17 protein-coding genes and 2 pseudogenes are annotated in these 14778 nt (G+C 63.0%); 6 read left to right on the top strand and 13 right to left on the bottom strand.

Features of this window, described 5'->3' with window-relative positions:
- Positions 1-389 precede the first annotated feature (389 nt).
- From L610_RS20370 to L610_RS16295, 5 genes and pseudogenes are all read right to left on the bottom strand, one after another.
- A pseudogene (locus tag L610_RS20370) lies at positions 390-673 on the bottom strand (PhzF family phenazine biosynthesis protein); the annotation flags it as partial.
- Between the two features lie 173 nt (positions 674-846).
- On the bottom strand, positions 847-1128 hold the full coding sequence (locus L610_RS16310; RefSeq protein WP_144706376.1) for a putative quinol monooxygenase: 282 nt from the start codon (positions 1126-1128) through the stop codon (positions 847-849).
- A 79-nt stretch (positions 1129-1207) separates the two neighbouring features.
- Positions 1208-1570 (bottom strand): nuclear transport factor 2 family protein, encoded by a 363-nt coding sequence (locus tag L610_RS16305; RefSeq protein WP_024850079.1) that lies wholly within the window; start codon positions 1568-1570, stop codon positions 1208-1210.
- A gap of 58 nt (positions 1571-1628) precedes the next feature.
- A complete protein-coding gene (locus L610_RS16300; RefSeq protein ID WP_371713066.1) occupies positions 1629-2000 on the bottom strand; it encodes a nuclear transport factor 2 family protein in 372 nt (123 codons plus the stop codon).
- A gap of 57 nt (positions 2001-2057) precedes the next feature.
- Positions 2058-2501 (bottom strand): SRPBCC family protein, encoded by a 444-nt coding sequence (locus L610_RS16295; protein WP_144706372.1) that lies wholly within the window; start codon positions 2499-2501, stop codon positions 2058-2060.
- Here L610_RS16295 and L610_RS20760 point away from each other — a divergent pair.
- A pseudogene (locus L610_RS20760) lies at positions 2500-2745 on the top strand (helix-turn-helix domain-containing protein); the annotation flags it as partial. The gene L610_RS16295 and the pseudogene L610_RS20760 overlap by 2 nt on opposite strands.
- A 35-nt stretch (positions 2746-2780) precedes the next feature.
- Here the strand turns inward: L610_RS20760 and L610_RS16285 are convergent.
- On the bottom strand, positions 2781-4004 hold the full coding sequence (locus L610_RS16285; protein ID WP_144706370.1) for a flavin-dependent oxidoreductase: 1224 nt from the start codon (positions 4002-4004) through the stop codon (positions 2781-2783).
- Positions 4005-4540: 536 nt separating this feature from the next.
- Here L610_RS16285 and L610_RS16280 point away from each other — a divergent pair.
- The 3 genes from L610_RS16280 (at position 4541) to L610_RS16270 (ending at position 7170) form a co-directional block, all read left to right on the top strand.
- The gene (locus tag L610_RS16280) at positions 4541-5431 is read left to right on the top strand and encodes a nucleotidyltransferase (protein ID WP_144706368.1); all 891 of its coding nucleotides are present in this window, start codon (positions 4541-4543) and stop codon (positions 5429-5431) included.
- Entirely contained in the window at positions 5386-5937 is a 552-nt protein-coding gene (locus tag L610_RS16275) for an SLATT domain-containing protein (RefSeq protein ID WP_144706366.1), read from the top strand. Before L610_RS16280 ends, L610_RS16275 begins: the two co-directional genes overlap by 46 nt.
- Before the next feature lie 432 nt (positions 5938-6369).
- Positions 6370-7170, top strand: a complete 801-nt coding sequence (locus L610_RS16270) for a class I SAM-dependent methyltransferase (RefSeq protein WP_144706364.1) — start codon at positions 6370-6372, stop codon at positions 7168-7170.
- 256 nt (positions 7171-7426) lie between these two features.
- Here the strand turns inward: L610_RS16270 and L610_RS16265 are convergent, their stop codons facing one another.
- The 3 genes from L610_RS16265 to L610_RS16255 are packed head-to-tail and all read right to left on the bottom strand — an operon-like array spanning position 7427 to position 10416.
- Positions 7427-8644: an MFS transporter gene (locus L610_RS16265; protein ID WP_246659039.1), complete on the bottom strand. Its 1218-nt coding sequence runs from the start codon at positions 8642-8644 to the stop codon at positions 7427-7429.
- Positions 8641-10065, bottom strand: coding sequence for an NAD(P)-binding domain-containing protein (locus tag L610_RS16260; RefSeq protein WP_144706360.1), 1425 nt, complete (start codon positions 10063-10065; stop codon positions 8641-8643). Before L610_RS16260 ends, L610_RS16265 begins: the two co-directional genes overlap by 4 nt.
- Positions 10066-10080: 15 nt before the next feature.
- Positions 10081-10416: a helix-turn-helix transcriptional regulator gene (locus L610_RS16255; protein WP_024849829.1), complete on the bottom strand. Its 336-nt coding sequence runs from the start codon at positions 10414-10416 to the stop codon at positions 10081-10083.
- Positions 10417-10665: 249 nt separating this feature from the next.
- Here L610_RS16255 and L610_RS16250 point away from each other — a divergent pair, with 249 nt between their 5' ends.
- Positions 10666-11610, top strand: a complete 945-nt coding sequence (locus L610_RS16250) for a DMT family transporter (protein ID WP_186441559.1) — start codon at positions 10666-10668, stop codon at positions 11608-11610.
- Here L610_RS16250 and arsC read toward each other — a convergent pair.
- The 3 genes from arsC to L610_RS16235 form a co-directional block, all read right to left on the bottom strand.
- Positions 11603-12025, bottom strand: coding sequence for an arsenate reductase (glutaredoxin) (gene arsC, locus L610_RS16245; protein WP_024849827.1), 423 nt, complete (start codon positions 12023-12025; stop codon positions 11603-11605). The genes L610_RS16250 and arsC overlap by 8 nt on opposite strands.
- A 13-nt stretch (positions 12026-12038) precedes the next feature.
- Positions 12039-13082 (bottom strand): ACR3 family arsenite efflux transporter, encoded by a 1044-nt coding sequence (gene arsB, locus L610_RS16240; protein ID WP_186441561.1) that lies wholly within the window; start codon positions 13080-13082, stop codon positions 12039-12041.
- Positions 13083-13154: 72 nt separating this feature from the next.
- Positions 13155-13487, bottom strand: coding sequence for a helix-turn-helix transcriptional regulator (locus L610_RS16235; RefSeq protein ID WP_024849825.1), 333 nt, complete (start codon positions 13485-13487; stop codon positions 13155-13157).
- 263 nt (positions 13488-13750) lie between these two features.
- Between L610_RS16235 and L610_RS16230 the strand changes: the two genes are divergently transcribed.
- A complete protein-coding gene (locus tag L610_RS16230; protein WP_144706354.1) occupies positions 13751-14383 on the top strand; it encodes a tyrosine-type recombinase/integrase in 633 nt (210 codons plus the stop codon).
- A 178-nt stretch (positions 14384-14561) separates the two neighbouring features.
- On the opposite strand, the gene L610_RS16225 is transcribed toward L610_RS16230, so the two are convergent.
- The coding region (locus L610_RS16225) for a transposase (RefSeq protein WP_186441557.1) at positions 14562-14778 on the bottom strand (217 nt) is incomplete at its 5' end.

The raw sequence follows: 14778 nt of genomic DNA, 5'->3' as shown, positions 1-14778 counted from the left end.
GCCTGCCAGCAGTAGCAGCACGCTGACCAACCCGGCCAAGCCGGACAGCACGGCGACCAATGCCGTCAGTTACACCACGCGGTGGGACACCATCCAGCTTTCTCGGGGTTTCGGCCAAGAACTAAGCCCTCACCGGGACGTGCATCCGAACTTCAAGTCTGCGGTGCTGTAGTAACCAAGCGTGGTGGTCCCGGACACAGAGCTTTTGAGAACAATCGACAGAAGCCCGACCCCCAGCGGGGCTTCAATCTCAAACGCGAGGGTGGTCGCACCGCCGATCCAAATACCATCACCGATCTGATCTACGTAGACGCGCCCAGCACGACCGAGCGCCGTCCCCTGGCTGGCTATGTATGAACGAGGCGCTCGACCGCTGCCGATCAGCCATTGCCGCGCGGTATTCCGCCGCTGGTCAGCCACGCATGGCAACTGCCAAGGGTCGGGTGCCCGGCAAAGGGGAGTTCGCCCTTAGGCGTGAAAATCCGGACACGATAGTCCGCAATCCGGTTCGTCGGCTTCAAGAGGAACGTCGTCTCGCCGAGGTTCGTCCAGTTGCAAAGTCGGCCATCTGTTGGTCGGAAAGCTCGTCCGCACCGATGACCACCGCGAGCGGATTGCCCTTGAACAGCTCCGACGAAAACACGTCGACCTGCTGAAAAGATAGGTCTCTCATTGCGATCCTCCTTCTTGATTGAGCGCTTTCGCAGACCAGACGTATCGCCGGACTGGGGCCGTACCTGAAAGGTCCGCGTTGGAATGAAGATGCGGAAAGCAGCCGCTCCTGCCCAGGTTGGATCCGAGGTGTGGCATTCAGCCCCGAGGACTGATTTGCGTCGGAACGAGGGCTCAGGACGGCTTCTCGGCCTTGTCGGTGCGATACAGGCTGACGGAGGCATCATGGGGTTTCGCGCGCGGTCCCCTTGCAACTTTGCGCCAAGCGTTCAACGCCGTTTGATCGCGCCAGCATTCGAAGATGTTGATACGCTCCGGATCGATTGCATCCGAGCTGATCGCGAAGTCGAGGCAGCCGTCTTGGTTCCTGGCGCGCTCCACCATGCTCCTGAAAGCCTCGACGGTGTCATCCCGTTTTCCGGCATCGTAGCGGGTGTACCCGGCGATAATGATCATTGGGTTCCTCCTTCGAGCTTGTCGGCCGCCGCCCGTGGTGCCGAGCAACGCCGGCGCCGCCATGGTTGTGGTCCGTACTTTAGCCGCCCTTCACGTATCCAAGAGCTTCGACGATCTTTCCGTCGCGGACGCGCATGATGTTGACACCCCGGACGTGGTCGGCAGCGCGCTCGCTCCAGCGAAGCTGCCAGCGGATGATGCCGCGGTCGCCCATGGCCGAGATTTCCTCGGCCGTGAAGGCCAGCTTGGCTGAGGACGCGACTTCTTTCCAGAAGGCGAGGCATGCCCCACGCCCTTCATAACGCGCTCCATCCGGGGCGGGTGTCGTGTTCTCGAGCACGCAGTCTTCGCCGATGAGGTCATCGAGATCGTCCGGGCGATGGTTCTCGAATGCGTCGTGGAAGCGCTCCATGATGGTGCGCGTATCGATTGGGTAGGTCATGGCATCACCTCGCTTGTTGCCGTGGGTGCCGCAGCTCTCCCTCGCCATCGGCCCTGAATTAGTCCGGCAGGGGCGCGGCCTGACCGCCCGTCTTGGCGTAGGCCAGCGCTTCGACGATCCGGCCATCGCGGACATGAACCAGCGTGACCCCGCGCAAGGAGCCTCCGCCGCCGAAATGAAAGCGCCAGCGGATGTTGGCACGGTCGCCCATGACAAGGGTGTCCTCCACCTCGAAGCGGTTTACGCGGTCCTCTGCCATTGCTCTCCAGAAGGCCAGGTTTGGCTCGCGTCCCTCGTAGCGGATGCCGTCCGGCGCCGGCTGGATCGTTTCCATCACGCAATCCGATCCGACCAGATTGTCGAGCAGTGCCGGTTCGTGTTCCTCGAATGCGCGATTGAAACGGCGGATGATATCGGCTGTGTCGGTCACTTGTATGTCTCCTCCACTGAGGACATTGGCTTCGCGGGGTAGCCGGCTTGCGCGAGGCTACTGGTCCATCTCCGGCTGGACGAGCCGGCCGAGCTTGTCGAGCGTGTCCTGCCAACCGAGATAGCAGGCCTCGCGCGGGATCAGGTCCGGGATGCCCGACTGCTCGATGGTCACCTCGGTGCCGACGGAGACCTGCTTGAAGGTGACGGTGACCAGCATTTCGCCAGGCAGGTTCGGGTCGTCGAAGCGGTCGGTGTAGACGAGCCGTTCGCCGGGTACGACTTCGCAATAGCTGCCACCAAAGGAGTGGCTCTTGCCCGTGGTGAAATTGCGGAAGGACATGCGGTGCCCACCGCCCGCCCTGGTATCGAACTCATGCACCGTGCAGAGGAACGCATAGGGCGGCAGCCAGCTGGCAAGCGCATCCGGCTCGACAAAGGCGCGGAAGACCTTTTCGTGACTGGTTGCGAAGAGACGATGGAGGTTCACAGTGCTGGGCATGGTCGTTCCTTTCGACGTGTCGTCGCTTGCCGAACGGGCCGGCATGACCGAGCGTACCTTCCACCGCAAGTTTGCCGCCGCAACTGGCGAGACGTCGGCGCGCTTCGTGGAGATCGCCAGGCTCGACGCCGCGCGCATGCTTCTGTCGCGCGGCAGGTCTCTGAAGTCCGTGGCGGCCGAAGTCGGCCTCTTCCCGCCCGTTCGCCTAACGGGAGCGTTCGAACGCCGCTTCGGCATCGCGCCGCGTCTCTTCCGCTACATCACGGCGAGTTCTGATCGTCAGCTGTCGAAGCCGGCCAGCCTTGCATATCCGCTGACGATTGCCTGGCGTTCAGCATGGGGAGCTATCGCGTCGACGTCGACGAATCCTTCGGGCGCACGTGCATCGACCGTGTCGATGACCCGTTCCGGCCCTCCGTTGCGGTTGGACACCACGATCTTCTCCGTCGCGGGCCTGCGCTCGGCATCATAGGCGTCGAGCGCCACCTCCGCGGAGGAGCGGGATAAGAGGTGATCTGCAAGGGAGCGCGCGTCGAGGATCGCCTGGCTCGCTCCGTTCGAGCCCACGGGATACATCGGATGGGCGGCGTCGCCGAGCAGGGTCACCCGGCCGAACGACCACCGCGGCAGTGGATCCCGGTCGCAATTCGGATATTCGTAGAACTCGCCGGTCGCCTCGATTATTGCCGCGGGATCTACGAAGCCGAGCCGGAACCTGTCGCGGACAAAGGGCAGCGCCTCTGCCGCCACGCCGAAGCGGCTCCAGTTCTCAGGTCTCGGCGGGAGCGCGTGGGCTTCGCCTGTCTTCGCCATCACCGCCCAGTTGGTCAGGCGAAGGTCATCGCGGTCGGGAACTGACGCGATTGGGTATAAGACGAACTTGGCGAAGTTGCCGCCAGCGATCGCCATGGTCCTGCCGTCGCGCCACAATGGCCAGACCGTGCAACCGCGCCAGAGCATCACGCCGTTCCAGATCGGCGGCCCCTCATCGGGATAAAGCTGCGCACGGACATTCGAATGGATACCGTCGGCGCCGATGAGCAGGTCGCCAGAAAGCTCGACGCGGCCGCCCCGGTCCGCAACCTCGATTGTGACGCCGCCCTCGGACTGTCGGAACGACTGCACCGTGCATCCCGTTCGAACGGCACTGGGACCCAGCTGCTCGATCACGGCCTTGTGGATGAGGCCGAGGAGCCGTCCGCGATGGATACTGATCTGGGGATGGTCGTGGCCTGCTTCGATGCCGCGCAACTCTTGCCAGACGACCTGCCCGAAGCGGTTGGTATAGAGAAGCTCGCGTGTCCAGATGCCAGCCGCTTCGAGCGCTGGCTGCAGTCCCAAGCTGGCGAGTTCCTTGACCGCATGCGGCAGCATGTTGATGCCGACACCGAGTTCACGGATCTCGCCCGCCCGTTCGAACACCTCGACCTCTACACCGATCCTTTGCAGGAAAAGGGCCGCAGTCAGTCCCCCGATGCCGCCGCCGGCGATCAGTGCTTTCATCGTTTCGCTCTCTAATCTGGATGCCAGGAGAGGCTACCGACCGCGCGCCCTATCGGAAACGACAGAAAGGTCCTGTTTTCTGCCAACCCAACAAGCGACCTACTGACTTTCGGGTTGCGGATAGGATCACGAGTGGCGACTGCCATGGGATCGGATACATTTCGGTAGCTTACCGCTTAGTGGTCCCAAACCGGACAGTCCGGTCTCGGCCCCGACTCCGTCGTTCGCTGCGCCCCGAGTGAACTGCAGGTTTCAGGCGGCGTTGGAACCACTCCGAACGGCGACAAAGGGGTGGGAAGCGGTCGGTCAGCATTTAGAGTCATATTCAAGTAAGCGGTCGTTGGTTCTACCCTGCTCAAATCGTTGAAGCGGGGAGCCTTCAAGAAGGCCAGTTTTCACCGTGGATTCTGAACAAAGTGGGCCGCGAAGGCCACTCGTTTCCCCCGCTTTTCCGCAAGTTAAGACGGAATGCCGTCGCCTTCGGATGCAAGTAAAGCTTGCGGCCCCTATACTTTCCCAAGCAAAGGGCGATTCGTATGTGGGCAGGGGTAAGGCAGCGGTTCCGCCGCTTTCATGAAGATCTGAACTTATCGAAGGATCAGATCGATGATGGCTTGGGCAAACAGCACGGCGTGCGGAAATCGCTTCACCGGGCTTATTACGATGAATCCACCGAAACCCCGCGCGGGTTCATCGTTGGATCATGGGGCAAGGGAACGGCCGTCGCGCCGCCTGGCGACGTCGATATTTTCTTCGAGTTGCCAGCGGAAGTTTATCATCGCATAGAAGCCTATCAGGGCAACAAGCAATCGGCGTTGCTGCAAGAGGTTCGCGCACATCTGCTCGAAACCTATTCGCAAACCGATATGCGCGGTGACGGCCAGGTGGTAATCGTCGGCTTCAATACGATCACCGTAGAGGTAGTGCCGGCGTTCCGATACGATAATCTCGGCCGCTTCTATATGCCCGATACTAACAATGGCGGCCGATGGAAGCTGGTTGATCCCCAAGCCGAGATCGCCTTCATAGATGCCGCCGATCGCAACGCAAGCGGCAACGTGCGGCCAATGGCGCAGATGCTCAAAACATGGAAGCGGCATTGCAACGTGCCGCTAAAATCCTACCAGATCGAATTGCTCACGGCCGAATTCATGACGACCTACGAGAACCGGCAATACGACTACTATTGGTATGATTGGTTTATGCGCGATTTCTTTGCCTGGCTATGCAACAAGGCTTGGGCGAACTTGACCATACCCGGCACCTTCGAATCCATAAATCTGGGCGATGCGTGGCTGTCGAGGGCGCAAACCGCCCGCGATCGCGCTCTGCGGGCGTGTGCGGATGAGTATAACGATTACACAATTTCGGCGGGCGAAGAATGGCAGAAGATATTCGGGGATCGAATCCCGGTCCACGTCCTGTAGACGATCGCCGCAGGGCGATCATCGCGGAATGCCGGCGGCAGGAGGAATCCTGCCTCTACACGTCCACCACGCTTTATATATGGCTTCGGCGCGTACGCCGGCAAAAGCAATTCTTCGTTGCCGCGCCTATCGTCATCGGCGGTTTTGCCGGGCTTTCGATCTTGCAAGACTGGGGTTTGGATTGGGTTATGGCAGTGTTGGCCATCATCGCCAGCTTGTTCCCTGCCTTGGCGGATGCATTGAAGTTCGAAACCAGTGTGGATGAAATTTCGCGCTTGGCGGCCGAATTCAAGGCGTTACAGGATCGCTTCCGTCGAACTGCGACCATCACCGCTTTGGGCGATCTGCAGGCGGCGGAAGACGCATTGGCCGAATTGATGGATCGGATGGATATCGCGCGAAGCAGCAGCATCACGCCGCCGGAATCGGCTTTCAAAGAAGCCCAACGGAAGATCGCCGAAGGACACTATGACTTTTCGGTCGATCAGCCACCGGCCGCCGAATAGGCGCTGGCTAAGGCTGCTATCGCAGAGTTGCCTCCGCGTTCCGAGACGATGAGGTGGCCGCTTGTGGCACATTGCGAAACTGACCTCGAACGACGGCAATGGGGTCGCTAACGGAAGAGGCAATGCTTGCCTGCAGGCCTATCACGAGTGGAGCTTACCGCCAGGTGTTCCCCAAGACCGGACCGGCCTTTTCCGGCCCCAGCTGCCTAGACGAACGCTTCCATATGCAAATGGCGGAGGGACTCGGGCTGGAAAGCTAAGTGACAGGTTCAGGCAGCGACGTTGAGACAACCAACCCGTCCAGCAGCAAGCTCGAGAGCAGACTGCGCGAGCAGAAATTGGGCCGCGTATGGAACCCCTTCGTCCGGGAGTGACAGCTCAGCGATACTGCTGCAGGATGAGCGGTAAGTTGTCCCGGTAGGACCTGCCTTTATGCCAACGAACGATCCCAGCCTCTGGAGCGCAGGTGACGCCTATGAAAGGTATATGGGGCGGTGGAGCCGTCAGGTTGCACCTGCCTTCACCAAGTGGCTCGACCTATCCCCAGGCGCAAGATGGATCGATATTGGTTGTGGCACCGGCGTCCTTGCCTCAACAATTCTCGCCACCTGCGAACCTGCCGAGGTCGTTGGCATCGACAACTCGGTTTCGTTCCTGCGATCGGCTAACGTCACGGTAACGGATCCTCGCGCGTCGTTCATCCGGGGGGATGCGCAGGCGGTCCCTCAACCCGACGACAGGTTCGACGCCGCCGTGTCAGGCCTGGCGCTGAACTTCGTTCCTGACAAGGACGCAGTTGTACGCGAAATGGCGCGGGTCGTGCGGCCTGGCGGGATCGTTGGGTTGTACGTCTGGGACTATGCGGGACACATGCAGGTGATGCGCACATTCTTCGACGTTGCGACAGCCCTGGACCCGAAGGCACTGGAATACGACGATGGCGTGAAGGCGCCGATCTGCCGGCCCGGGCCGCTGAGCGATCTGCTCGAACGTAATGGGCTCCTGGATGTTGAGGTCCGCGCAATAGACGTTCCGGCCGCCTTCGACAGCTTCGAAGATTACTGGTCGCCGTTCCTGGGCGGCACCGGGTCGGCGCCCAGATACTGCGCCTCCCTCGAAAATGAGGCGCGAGAGCATCTCAAGGGTGAAATCCAGCGTCGACTTCCAATCGGTCCTGACGGCGAGATTCTGCTAGCCATACGCGCGTGGGCGGCGAAGGGAATGCTACAATAGCGCCGCGAATGGCTCGGCGAGGCAACCTTTGCCCCATGGCTCGGAGGCTGGAACGGTAGTTTTTCGCCAGGTGCTTCTGAAAGCCCACAGTCCGAAGATGACCTCCGTTCTGCCGAAGACAATCCTTGCGCACACCGGGCCGGCGGGTACGACTACTATGGGGTAAAATCAGGTCCATCTGCTTCTGGACCGGATTGTAGTGAAGCCGCCGTATGGGCTCTCCTGCGGAAAGGCACACCGATGATCCTGTTAACGGCTAGATGCCTCTTGATCGGATGGCCGCGATCCAGAAGCCTGCGCATAGGGTGAGCGACCCAATGAAGATCACGGCAAGCACCGCATCGTAGCCTCCGCTGGCCTGCCAGATGACCGCCGCTGCCAAGGGCGCGAGGGCTTGCATGATGTTCATCGGAGCCACCAACGACCCGTTCACCGCCCCGTAGGCTTCGCGGGTGACCATCTCGGGAACTGCGATTCCGCGGACGATGGTGACCATTCCGTTGGCTGCTCCATAGAAGGCGGCGATCGAGGCGATCACCGCAACCTGCGGCGGCGCGTATGCGAAGCCGATCACGGCGATCGGAAAGACGATCACGATCGCCGATCCCAGCTTCCGGACTGGCGCCTCCGACGCGAAAGCCCGGATCATGATGCGGCCGGCTACCTGCGCGGGTCCGATTACGGCCAACACCATCACGACTCCCGAGGGATCCAGCCCGCGCTCCAGCAGCAGCGGATAGAAGTGGTAGGTCAGCGACGAGAATGCCGCGGCATAGGAGATCCAGGCAATCATGAGGCCCCAGTAGGCGGGCCTGCGCATGGCCGCGCGGACAGCCGCCCGCCCGGCGAGCGGCGCAGCCTCGTCCGGATGGTGCGTACGGATCGGAGCGTCCTTCCTGGGATCGATGGCCAGGAAGTAGAGGCCGCCGCATACGACCGCGTTGACGGCGGCCATCCCAAGGAGCGCGCCGCGCCACCCTTGAGTGTCGATCAGGAACTGGATGAGGGGGATGAAGACAGTGCTGGCGAAGCCACCCCACAGCGTCAGGGCGGTGATGCCCTTGCGCGCTCCCAAGGGGCCGACACGGCGCGCGATCACGGCGAACGCAGGCTCGTAGAGGGTCGCCGCCTGCATGCAGCCCAGCACGGCGAGCACCGCGTAGAAGGCGACGATGCTCGTGACCTGAGACCAGGCGGCTAGCAGCAGCCCCGCCACGACGGACGCTGCCGCCATGAGGTAGCGGCCATGGCCGCGGTCGATGGCCGCCCCGACCGGATACGCTGCGAGCCCCGCCAGCAGCATGCCGCAGGTGGCGGCCCCGTATAGCTCGGTCTTCGACCAGCCAAGGTCGGTCCGCATCGCTTCGGCGATCAGCGGAAAGCCGTAGAACAGCGTTCCCCACGAGCATATCTGTGCCGCCCCGAGGGCGCTGATGAACCAGCGGGTGTCCCCGGCATCCGGAACGGCTGTCACGCAGCGCTCTGGCAGCAGGCGCTGGAGGCAACGGGGGCTGCGGAGTTCTCCGAGCAGCCGCATCCGGCCTGGCCTTTCTCCTTGGCCACCGCGTCGGCAACGCAGCATGCATCCGCGCCTGCCGGGGCCGGGCCGCCGCAGCAGGACGAGGCAGACACGGCGGCTGGCGCGCTGCAGACGCCTGTCTCAGGAAGCACCAGACGGACTTCGCGGGCGGCTACGAGGTCGCCTGCGATCTCAGCGACCACCGATCTCGCCTGCTCGTAGCCCGTCGCCATAAGGAACGTCGGCGCGCGGCCGTATGACTTCGACCCGACAATCACTATGCCCGGTTCCGGATGGCTGAGCTCGTCGATCCCGTGCGGCGGAACCGTGCCGCAGGAGTGGAAGTTCGGGTCGATCAGCGGGGCGAGCGCCGGCGGCGCCTCGACGGCCGGATCGAGGGCGATCCGCACCTCTCGCAGGAACGAGAAGTCGGGGCGGAATCCTGTGGCCACGACGATGCGGTCGACTTCCTGCGTCACGGGCATGCCGCCCAGGGTCGCCTCCACGGTCAGGCGTTCGCCTCTCCGTTCGATGCGTTCGGCAGCGAACGGAGCCAGCATGCGCAGCCGTCCGGCCACGATCGCTTCCTTTGCCGCGAGGCCGAGCGCCCCGCGCTCCGGGAGCTGGTCGTTCAGCCCGCCGCCGAGCAGCTTCTCGATGCGGTTGCGGCGAAGCGCCCACAGGATTTCGGTGTTGGGAGCCTTGGCCTGCAGTTCGAGGAGCGCGAGCGCGACATTGATCGCGGAGTGCCCGCTGCCGACGATGAGGACCCGCTTGCCCGCATAGGCTTCGCGATCCGCGCCCGCCACATCGGGAATGCCGTAGGCGATCAGGTCGGAAGCCTCCACCTCACCGGGAACGGGCAGGCCGTCGACGCCCATCGGGTTCGGCTTTGACCAGGTGCCCGAGGCGTCGATCACGGCCCTTGCAAGCATGCGCTGCTCGCCCGCGGCATCGCGGTAACGCACCACGAAGGGAGCGTCGGCGCGGCCGTCGTTCGACATCAGGTCACGGCCGAGCCGGGTGATTCCGGTCACCTCGGCTCCAAGGCGCAGCCCTTCGGCGATGGCGGGCACACGGGACAGCGGCTCGAGGTAGTCCCTCACGATCTCCTCGCCTGTTGGCAGATATTCTCCCTCGGGGGCGGCGGAGCCGTGGTCCGCCAGCAGCGCTCGCGCGGCTTCGTCGACATTGTAGTCCCACGGCGAGAAGACGCGGACGTGGCCCCAGTCCAGGATGGCTGCGCCCACGCGCGCTCCCTTCTCGAACACCGCTGGACGGAGGCCGCGCTCCACGAGCCGGGCGGCGGCGGCCAGGCCAACGGGTCCGGCTCCGATGACGGCGACCGGAAGGTCAGGTGCAGGGATCGCGTTCATGAGGGTCTCCTTTGTCTAGCGGACAGGCTCGCAGGCGCTGCCGCGGCGGGATTCGGGCGGGCATGAGCCATCCGCGCAGCATTCGTCTGCGAGGAAGCCGATCAGCGACTGCATGGCGGGATAATGGGCGCGGCAGATGAGCGTCGTCGCCTGCCGTTCCTGAGTGACAAGCCCCGTGTCGACCAGTCTCTTCAGGTGGTGGGAGAGCGTCGAGGCCGCGATCCCGAGCTTCTCCTGGACGCTGCCCACGGGAAGACCTTCGCCGCCGGCGCGAACAAGGATTCGATATAGCTGCAGGCGCGTGGGGTTGCCGAGCGCCTCGAGCTGGGATGCTGCTAATTCGAGTTTCATGGAAATAGGCTAGACGCCTTATCGGGTGTCGTCAATTTAATTTCGATGACTGTCGAATTAAGAGTTCAGCAAGCCGAATTGCCGAACGACGGCCCGAGGTGCTACCGTCGTCTTCGGACACAGTTCGTGAGGCCAGATGTCCCGACCTCCCAGAAGGCCCAGTTACGACCGCTGCGACGCGGACGGGTGCGACAGCCGCCACGGCTGAATTCGCTTCACCCTGACGAACCCCTTCTGGAGTGTCCTTCGATGCGCACCTCTACGCGCCGTTCTCCGGCTGTCCTCCTGGTCCTCGCCTGCGCCCTCTGGGGCGGCGCCACCGTCCTCAGCAAAGCCCTTCTTGCCTCGATCCCGGCCGTCACCCTCCTGGTACTTCAGCTCGCCCCCAGCGCCGCCGCGCTCTGGATCGCGTTCTCCTTCTCCAGGGAACGGGTGGGGTCGCCGCGGCTGATGCTGCCGCTCATCCTGCTCGGCCTGCTTAACCCGGGCATCTCCTACACGCTGAGCCTGATGGGCCTCGCCCGCATCTCCGCGAGCGTGTCGACACTGCTGTGGGCGGCTGAGCCCCTGATGATTCTCGGGCTGGCGGCAGTGTTCCTGCGCGAGCCGGTGACGCCGCGGCTGCTTGCCGTGATGCTGGCGGGCATGTTCGGGGTCTCGCTGGTCTCCGACGCCTGGAGCGGCTTCCAGGGAAACGAGAACGACCCCGCGGGAATCCTTCTCCTGCTCGGAGCCGTGCTGTCCTGCGCCTTCTACACCGTCTTCTCGCGCCGATTGAGCGAGAGCCTTGATCCCCTGTTCATCGTCGCAGTCCAGCAGACTGCGGGACTGGGCTGGGCGGTCGCGCTCCTCCTGTGGGGAACATCCCACGGCAGTCCGTCCGATCTCGCAGGACTCTCCCCTGGACTGGCCGCGGCTGCCGCGCTCTCAGGGCTTCTCTACTACGCGGCCGCGTACTGGCTCTACGTCGCGGCATTGCGGTCGGTCCCGGCCGCCGTGGCGGGAAGCTATTTCAACGCGATCCCGGTGTTCGGCGTGACGTTCGCGTTCATCTTTCTCGGAGAGCGGCTGTCAGCCGTGCAATGGGCAGGGGCGGCGGTCATCCTCGCCGCGGTGTTCGAGTTGGTCCGGCTGACACGGGACAGTGGACATCCAGGGGATGCTGGCCGACCGCGGGGCGCTCGCCTCACCTGACGCGCCTGCCCTCGCTATCGATGACAACTTCGCCGTCGTCCTTGGTGAAAGGGCCAATGTCCGGGTTCGACAGGATGTCGAGCACGGCCTCGGAGGGGCGGCAGAGCCTAGCGCCGAGCCGCGTGACCACGATCGGTCGGTTGATCAGGATCGGATGCTCCATCATGAAGTCGATCAGCTCGTCATCGCTCCACTTGGGATCGCCCAGCCCGAGTTCGGCATAGGGCGTCCCCTTTTCGCGAAGGAGGTTTCGCGGACTGATCCCCATTGCCGCGATCAGCTGGACGAGCTTCTCCCTGGACGGCGGCGTCTTCAGATACTCGATCACCTCCGGCTCCTCGCCGGATTGGCGGATCATGGCGAGAGCGTTGCGGGACGTGCCGCAGGCGGGATTGTGGTAGATCGTGATCGTCATGGTCGCCTCCAGGTCAGGATGTCTGTTTCACCGCAGCGCCGCGTTCGTACCAGCCCTTGGAGCGGTTCACGATCCAGACGACAGACAGCATGACGGGAACCTCGACCAGCACGCCCACGACGGTGGCAAGCGCTGCGCCTGACTGAAGGCCGAACAGCGCAATGGCGGCGGCGACGGCCAGCTCGAAGAAGTTCGAAGCGCCGATCAGCGCCGAAGGTCCGGCAACGCAGTGCCGCTCCCCGGAAATTCGGTTGAGCAGGTAGGCGAGCCCGGAGTTGAAGTAGACCTGGATCAGGATCGGCACTGCGAGCAGCGCGATCACCATCGGCTGCGCGACGATCTGCTCGCCCTGGAAAGCAAAGAGCAGGACCAGCGTCGCAAGGAGCGCGATCAGGGAAAGCGGCTGCATCCGTGCGAGCAGCCTGTCGAGAGCGGCCTGGCCGCCTGAAGCCAGTAGCCGCGATCGAATTGCCTGGGCGACGATCACGGGCAGGACGATGTAGAGGACGACTGAAAGGACCAGCGTGTCCCATGGAACGGTGATCGCCGACAGACCGAGCAGCAGGCCGACGATGGGCGCGAAAGCCACCACCATGATTGCATCGTTGAGCGCGACCTGCGAGAGCGTGAAATTCGGCTCCCCCTTCGTCAGGGCCGACCAGACGAACACCATGGCGGTGCAGGGTGCCGCCGCGAGGATGATCAGGCCGGCAATATAGGAGTCGATCTGGTAGGCGGGCAGGTAGGGCCGGAACAGCCAGCCGATGAAGAGCCAGCCGAGGAGCGCCATCGAGAACGGCTTGATCGCCCAGTTGATGAACAGCGTGACGCCGATGCCGCGCCAGTAGGTCGCCACCCTGGAGAGGGAGCGGAAATCGACCCTCAGCAGCATGGGCACGATCATCAGCCAGATCAGGACCGCGACAGGCAGGTTCACGCGGGCCACGTCGGCCTGCGCGACCGCTCCAACGAAGCCAGGCATCAGGTAGCCCAGCGCGATGCCCGCCAAGATGCAGAGGGCCACCCACAGGGTCAGGTATTTCTCGAAGAAGCCGATGGCGGCGGGCATCTGGCGAGGCGCGGCGAGTGTGGTATCTGTCATGATTTATCCTTCAGACGGCCCTGCTGCTCAGCAGCGGCAGGTAATGGCGTCAATGACCGGACGGCAGAGTTCCGGCGCGCCGTTGCAGCAATCCTCCATCAGGAAAGCCAGCAGATCGCGGAAACCTGTCATCTCGGCGGCATAGCGGATGGTGCGGCCGTCGCGCTCGGCGTGGATCAGTCCGGCTTGCGCAAGGATCTTCAGGTGCGAAGAGGTTGTGTTCTGGACGGTACCGAGACGCTCCCCGATCTCGCCTGCGGGAAGTCCTTCAGGGCCTGCCTTGACGAGCAGCCGGAAGACGTCGAGGCGGGTTTCTTGGCCGAGAGCCGCCAAAGCTGCAAGAGCTGCTGCGTTATCCATATATCTATGATCTCCGATATATGGAGATATCCAGTCAACAGGGAAACATCAAGGTGCCGACATTGCCCCGGCCTGGATCCTCTCGGCACAATGTCCGCTTCTAGGCAGTGTCAGCGGTGGGCGGAATGACGAGAAAGGGGTCGACAACGGAATGTCGGCTTACCCAAGTCTTCTGCGGAAACCGGACAGTCCGCAGTCGGCCCCTGAACGGTAGTGTTCCATGACGTTTCTCTTGCGGCCAATCCCGGCCGAGGAGAACTCACATGGGCCATTCGATATTTGATGATGCCAGCCGCGACCGCGCAGCTTGGAATGCCGGAAAGAAGGTCGGCACCAAGCGTCCGTTTACCCAGAAGCAGATCTGGGCAGTTCGCTTTTTCCTCGATCGCGAGAGACGCGTTCGGGACCGCGCGCTGTTCGATTTGGCGATCGACAGCAAGTTGCGCGGGTGTGACCTAGTCAAGATCAAGATCCGCGATGTTGTTGCCGGACCTGAAATACGCACTCGGGCGATCGTGATCCAACAAAAGACGGGGCGGCCGGTCCAGTTCGAGATCACCAGCGATGTGAGAGCGAGCCTTCTGGCATGGCTCGAACGACGTAGGGGCTCGATTGAGGACTATGTGTTCCCGAGCCGAGCCGATCACACACGGCACATGAGCACGAGGCAGTACGCGCGCTTGGTAGACGAATGGCTAGCCGCTATCGGTCTACGTCCGGAAGAGTATGGAACCCACTCGCTGCGACGGACGAAAGCGTCGATGATCTACCGGGCGACAGGTAACATCCGCGCCATCCAGATCCTGCTGGGTCACTCGAAGATCGAGAACACGGTGCGCTATCTTGGCGTCGACGTGGAGGACGCCCTCCTCCTCGCAGAGAGAACTGAAATCTGAACTAAAGCGGCCATCCGGATCGAACGCGGATGGCCGCTTTATCTAGGCCTTCAAACTCCCCTCCGGCCATTGTGGGATGGTTTCCGGTCGGTCAGCTATTGGCCAGCGGGGATGGTGTCCCACCGCGTGGTGTAACTGACGGCATTGGTCGCCGTGCTGTCCGGCTTGGCCGGGTTGGTCAGCGTGCTGCTACTGCTGGCAGGCTGATGAAGGGATCATCGCTCAATTGTCCGACGCTTTCCAGCGTCATGTAGCGGGCACGCTGAACGGCCCATTCATCGTTCTGTTCGAGCAGCAGGGCTCCGACGAGACGCACGATGGCGTCGTCATTCGGGAATATGCCGACGACATCGGTGCGCCGCTTGATCTCCCCGTTAAGGCGTTCGATCGGATTC

The organism is Aminobacter sp. J44, assembly GCF_007829415.1.
GTDB lineage: Bacteria > Pseudomonadota > Alphaproteobacteria > Rhizobiales > Rhizobiaceae > Aerobium.
Note: the sequence above shows the minus strand (reverse complement) of the source record. Positions and strands in the feature narration are given on the sequence as shown.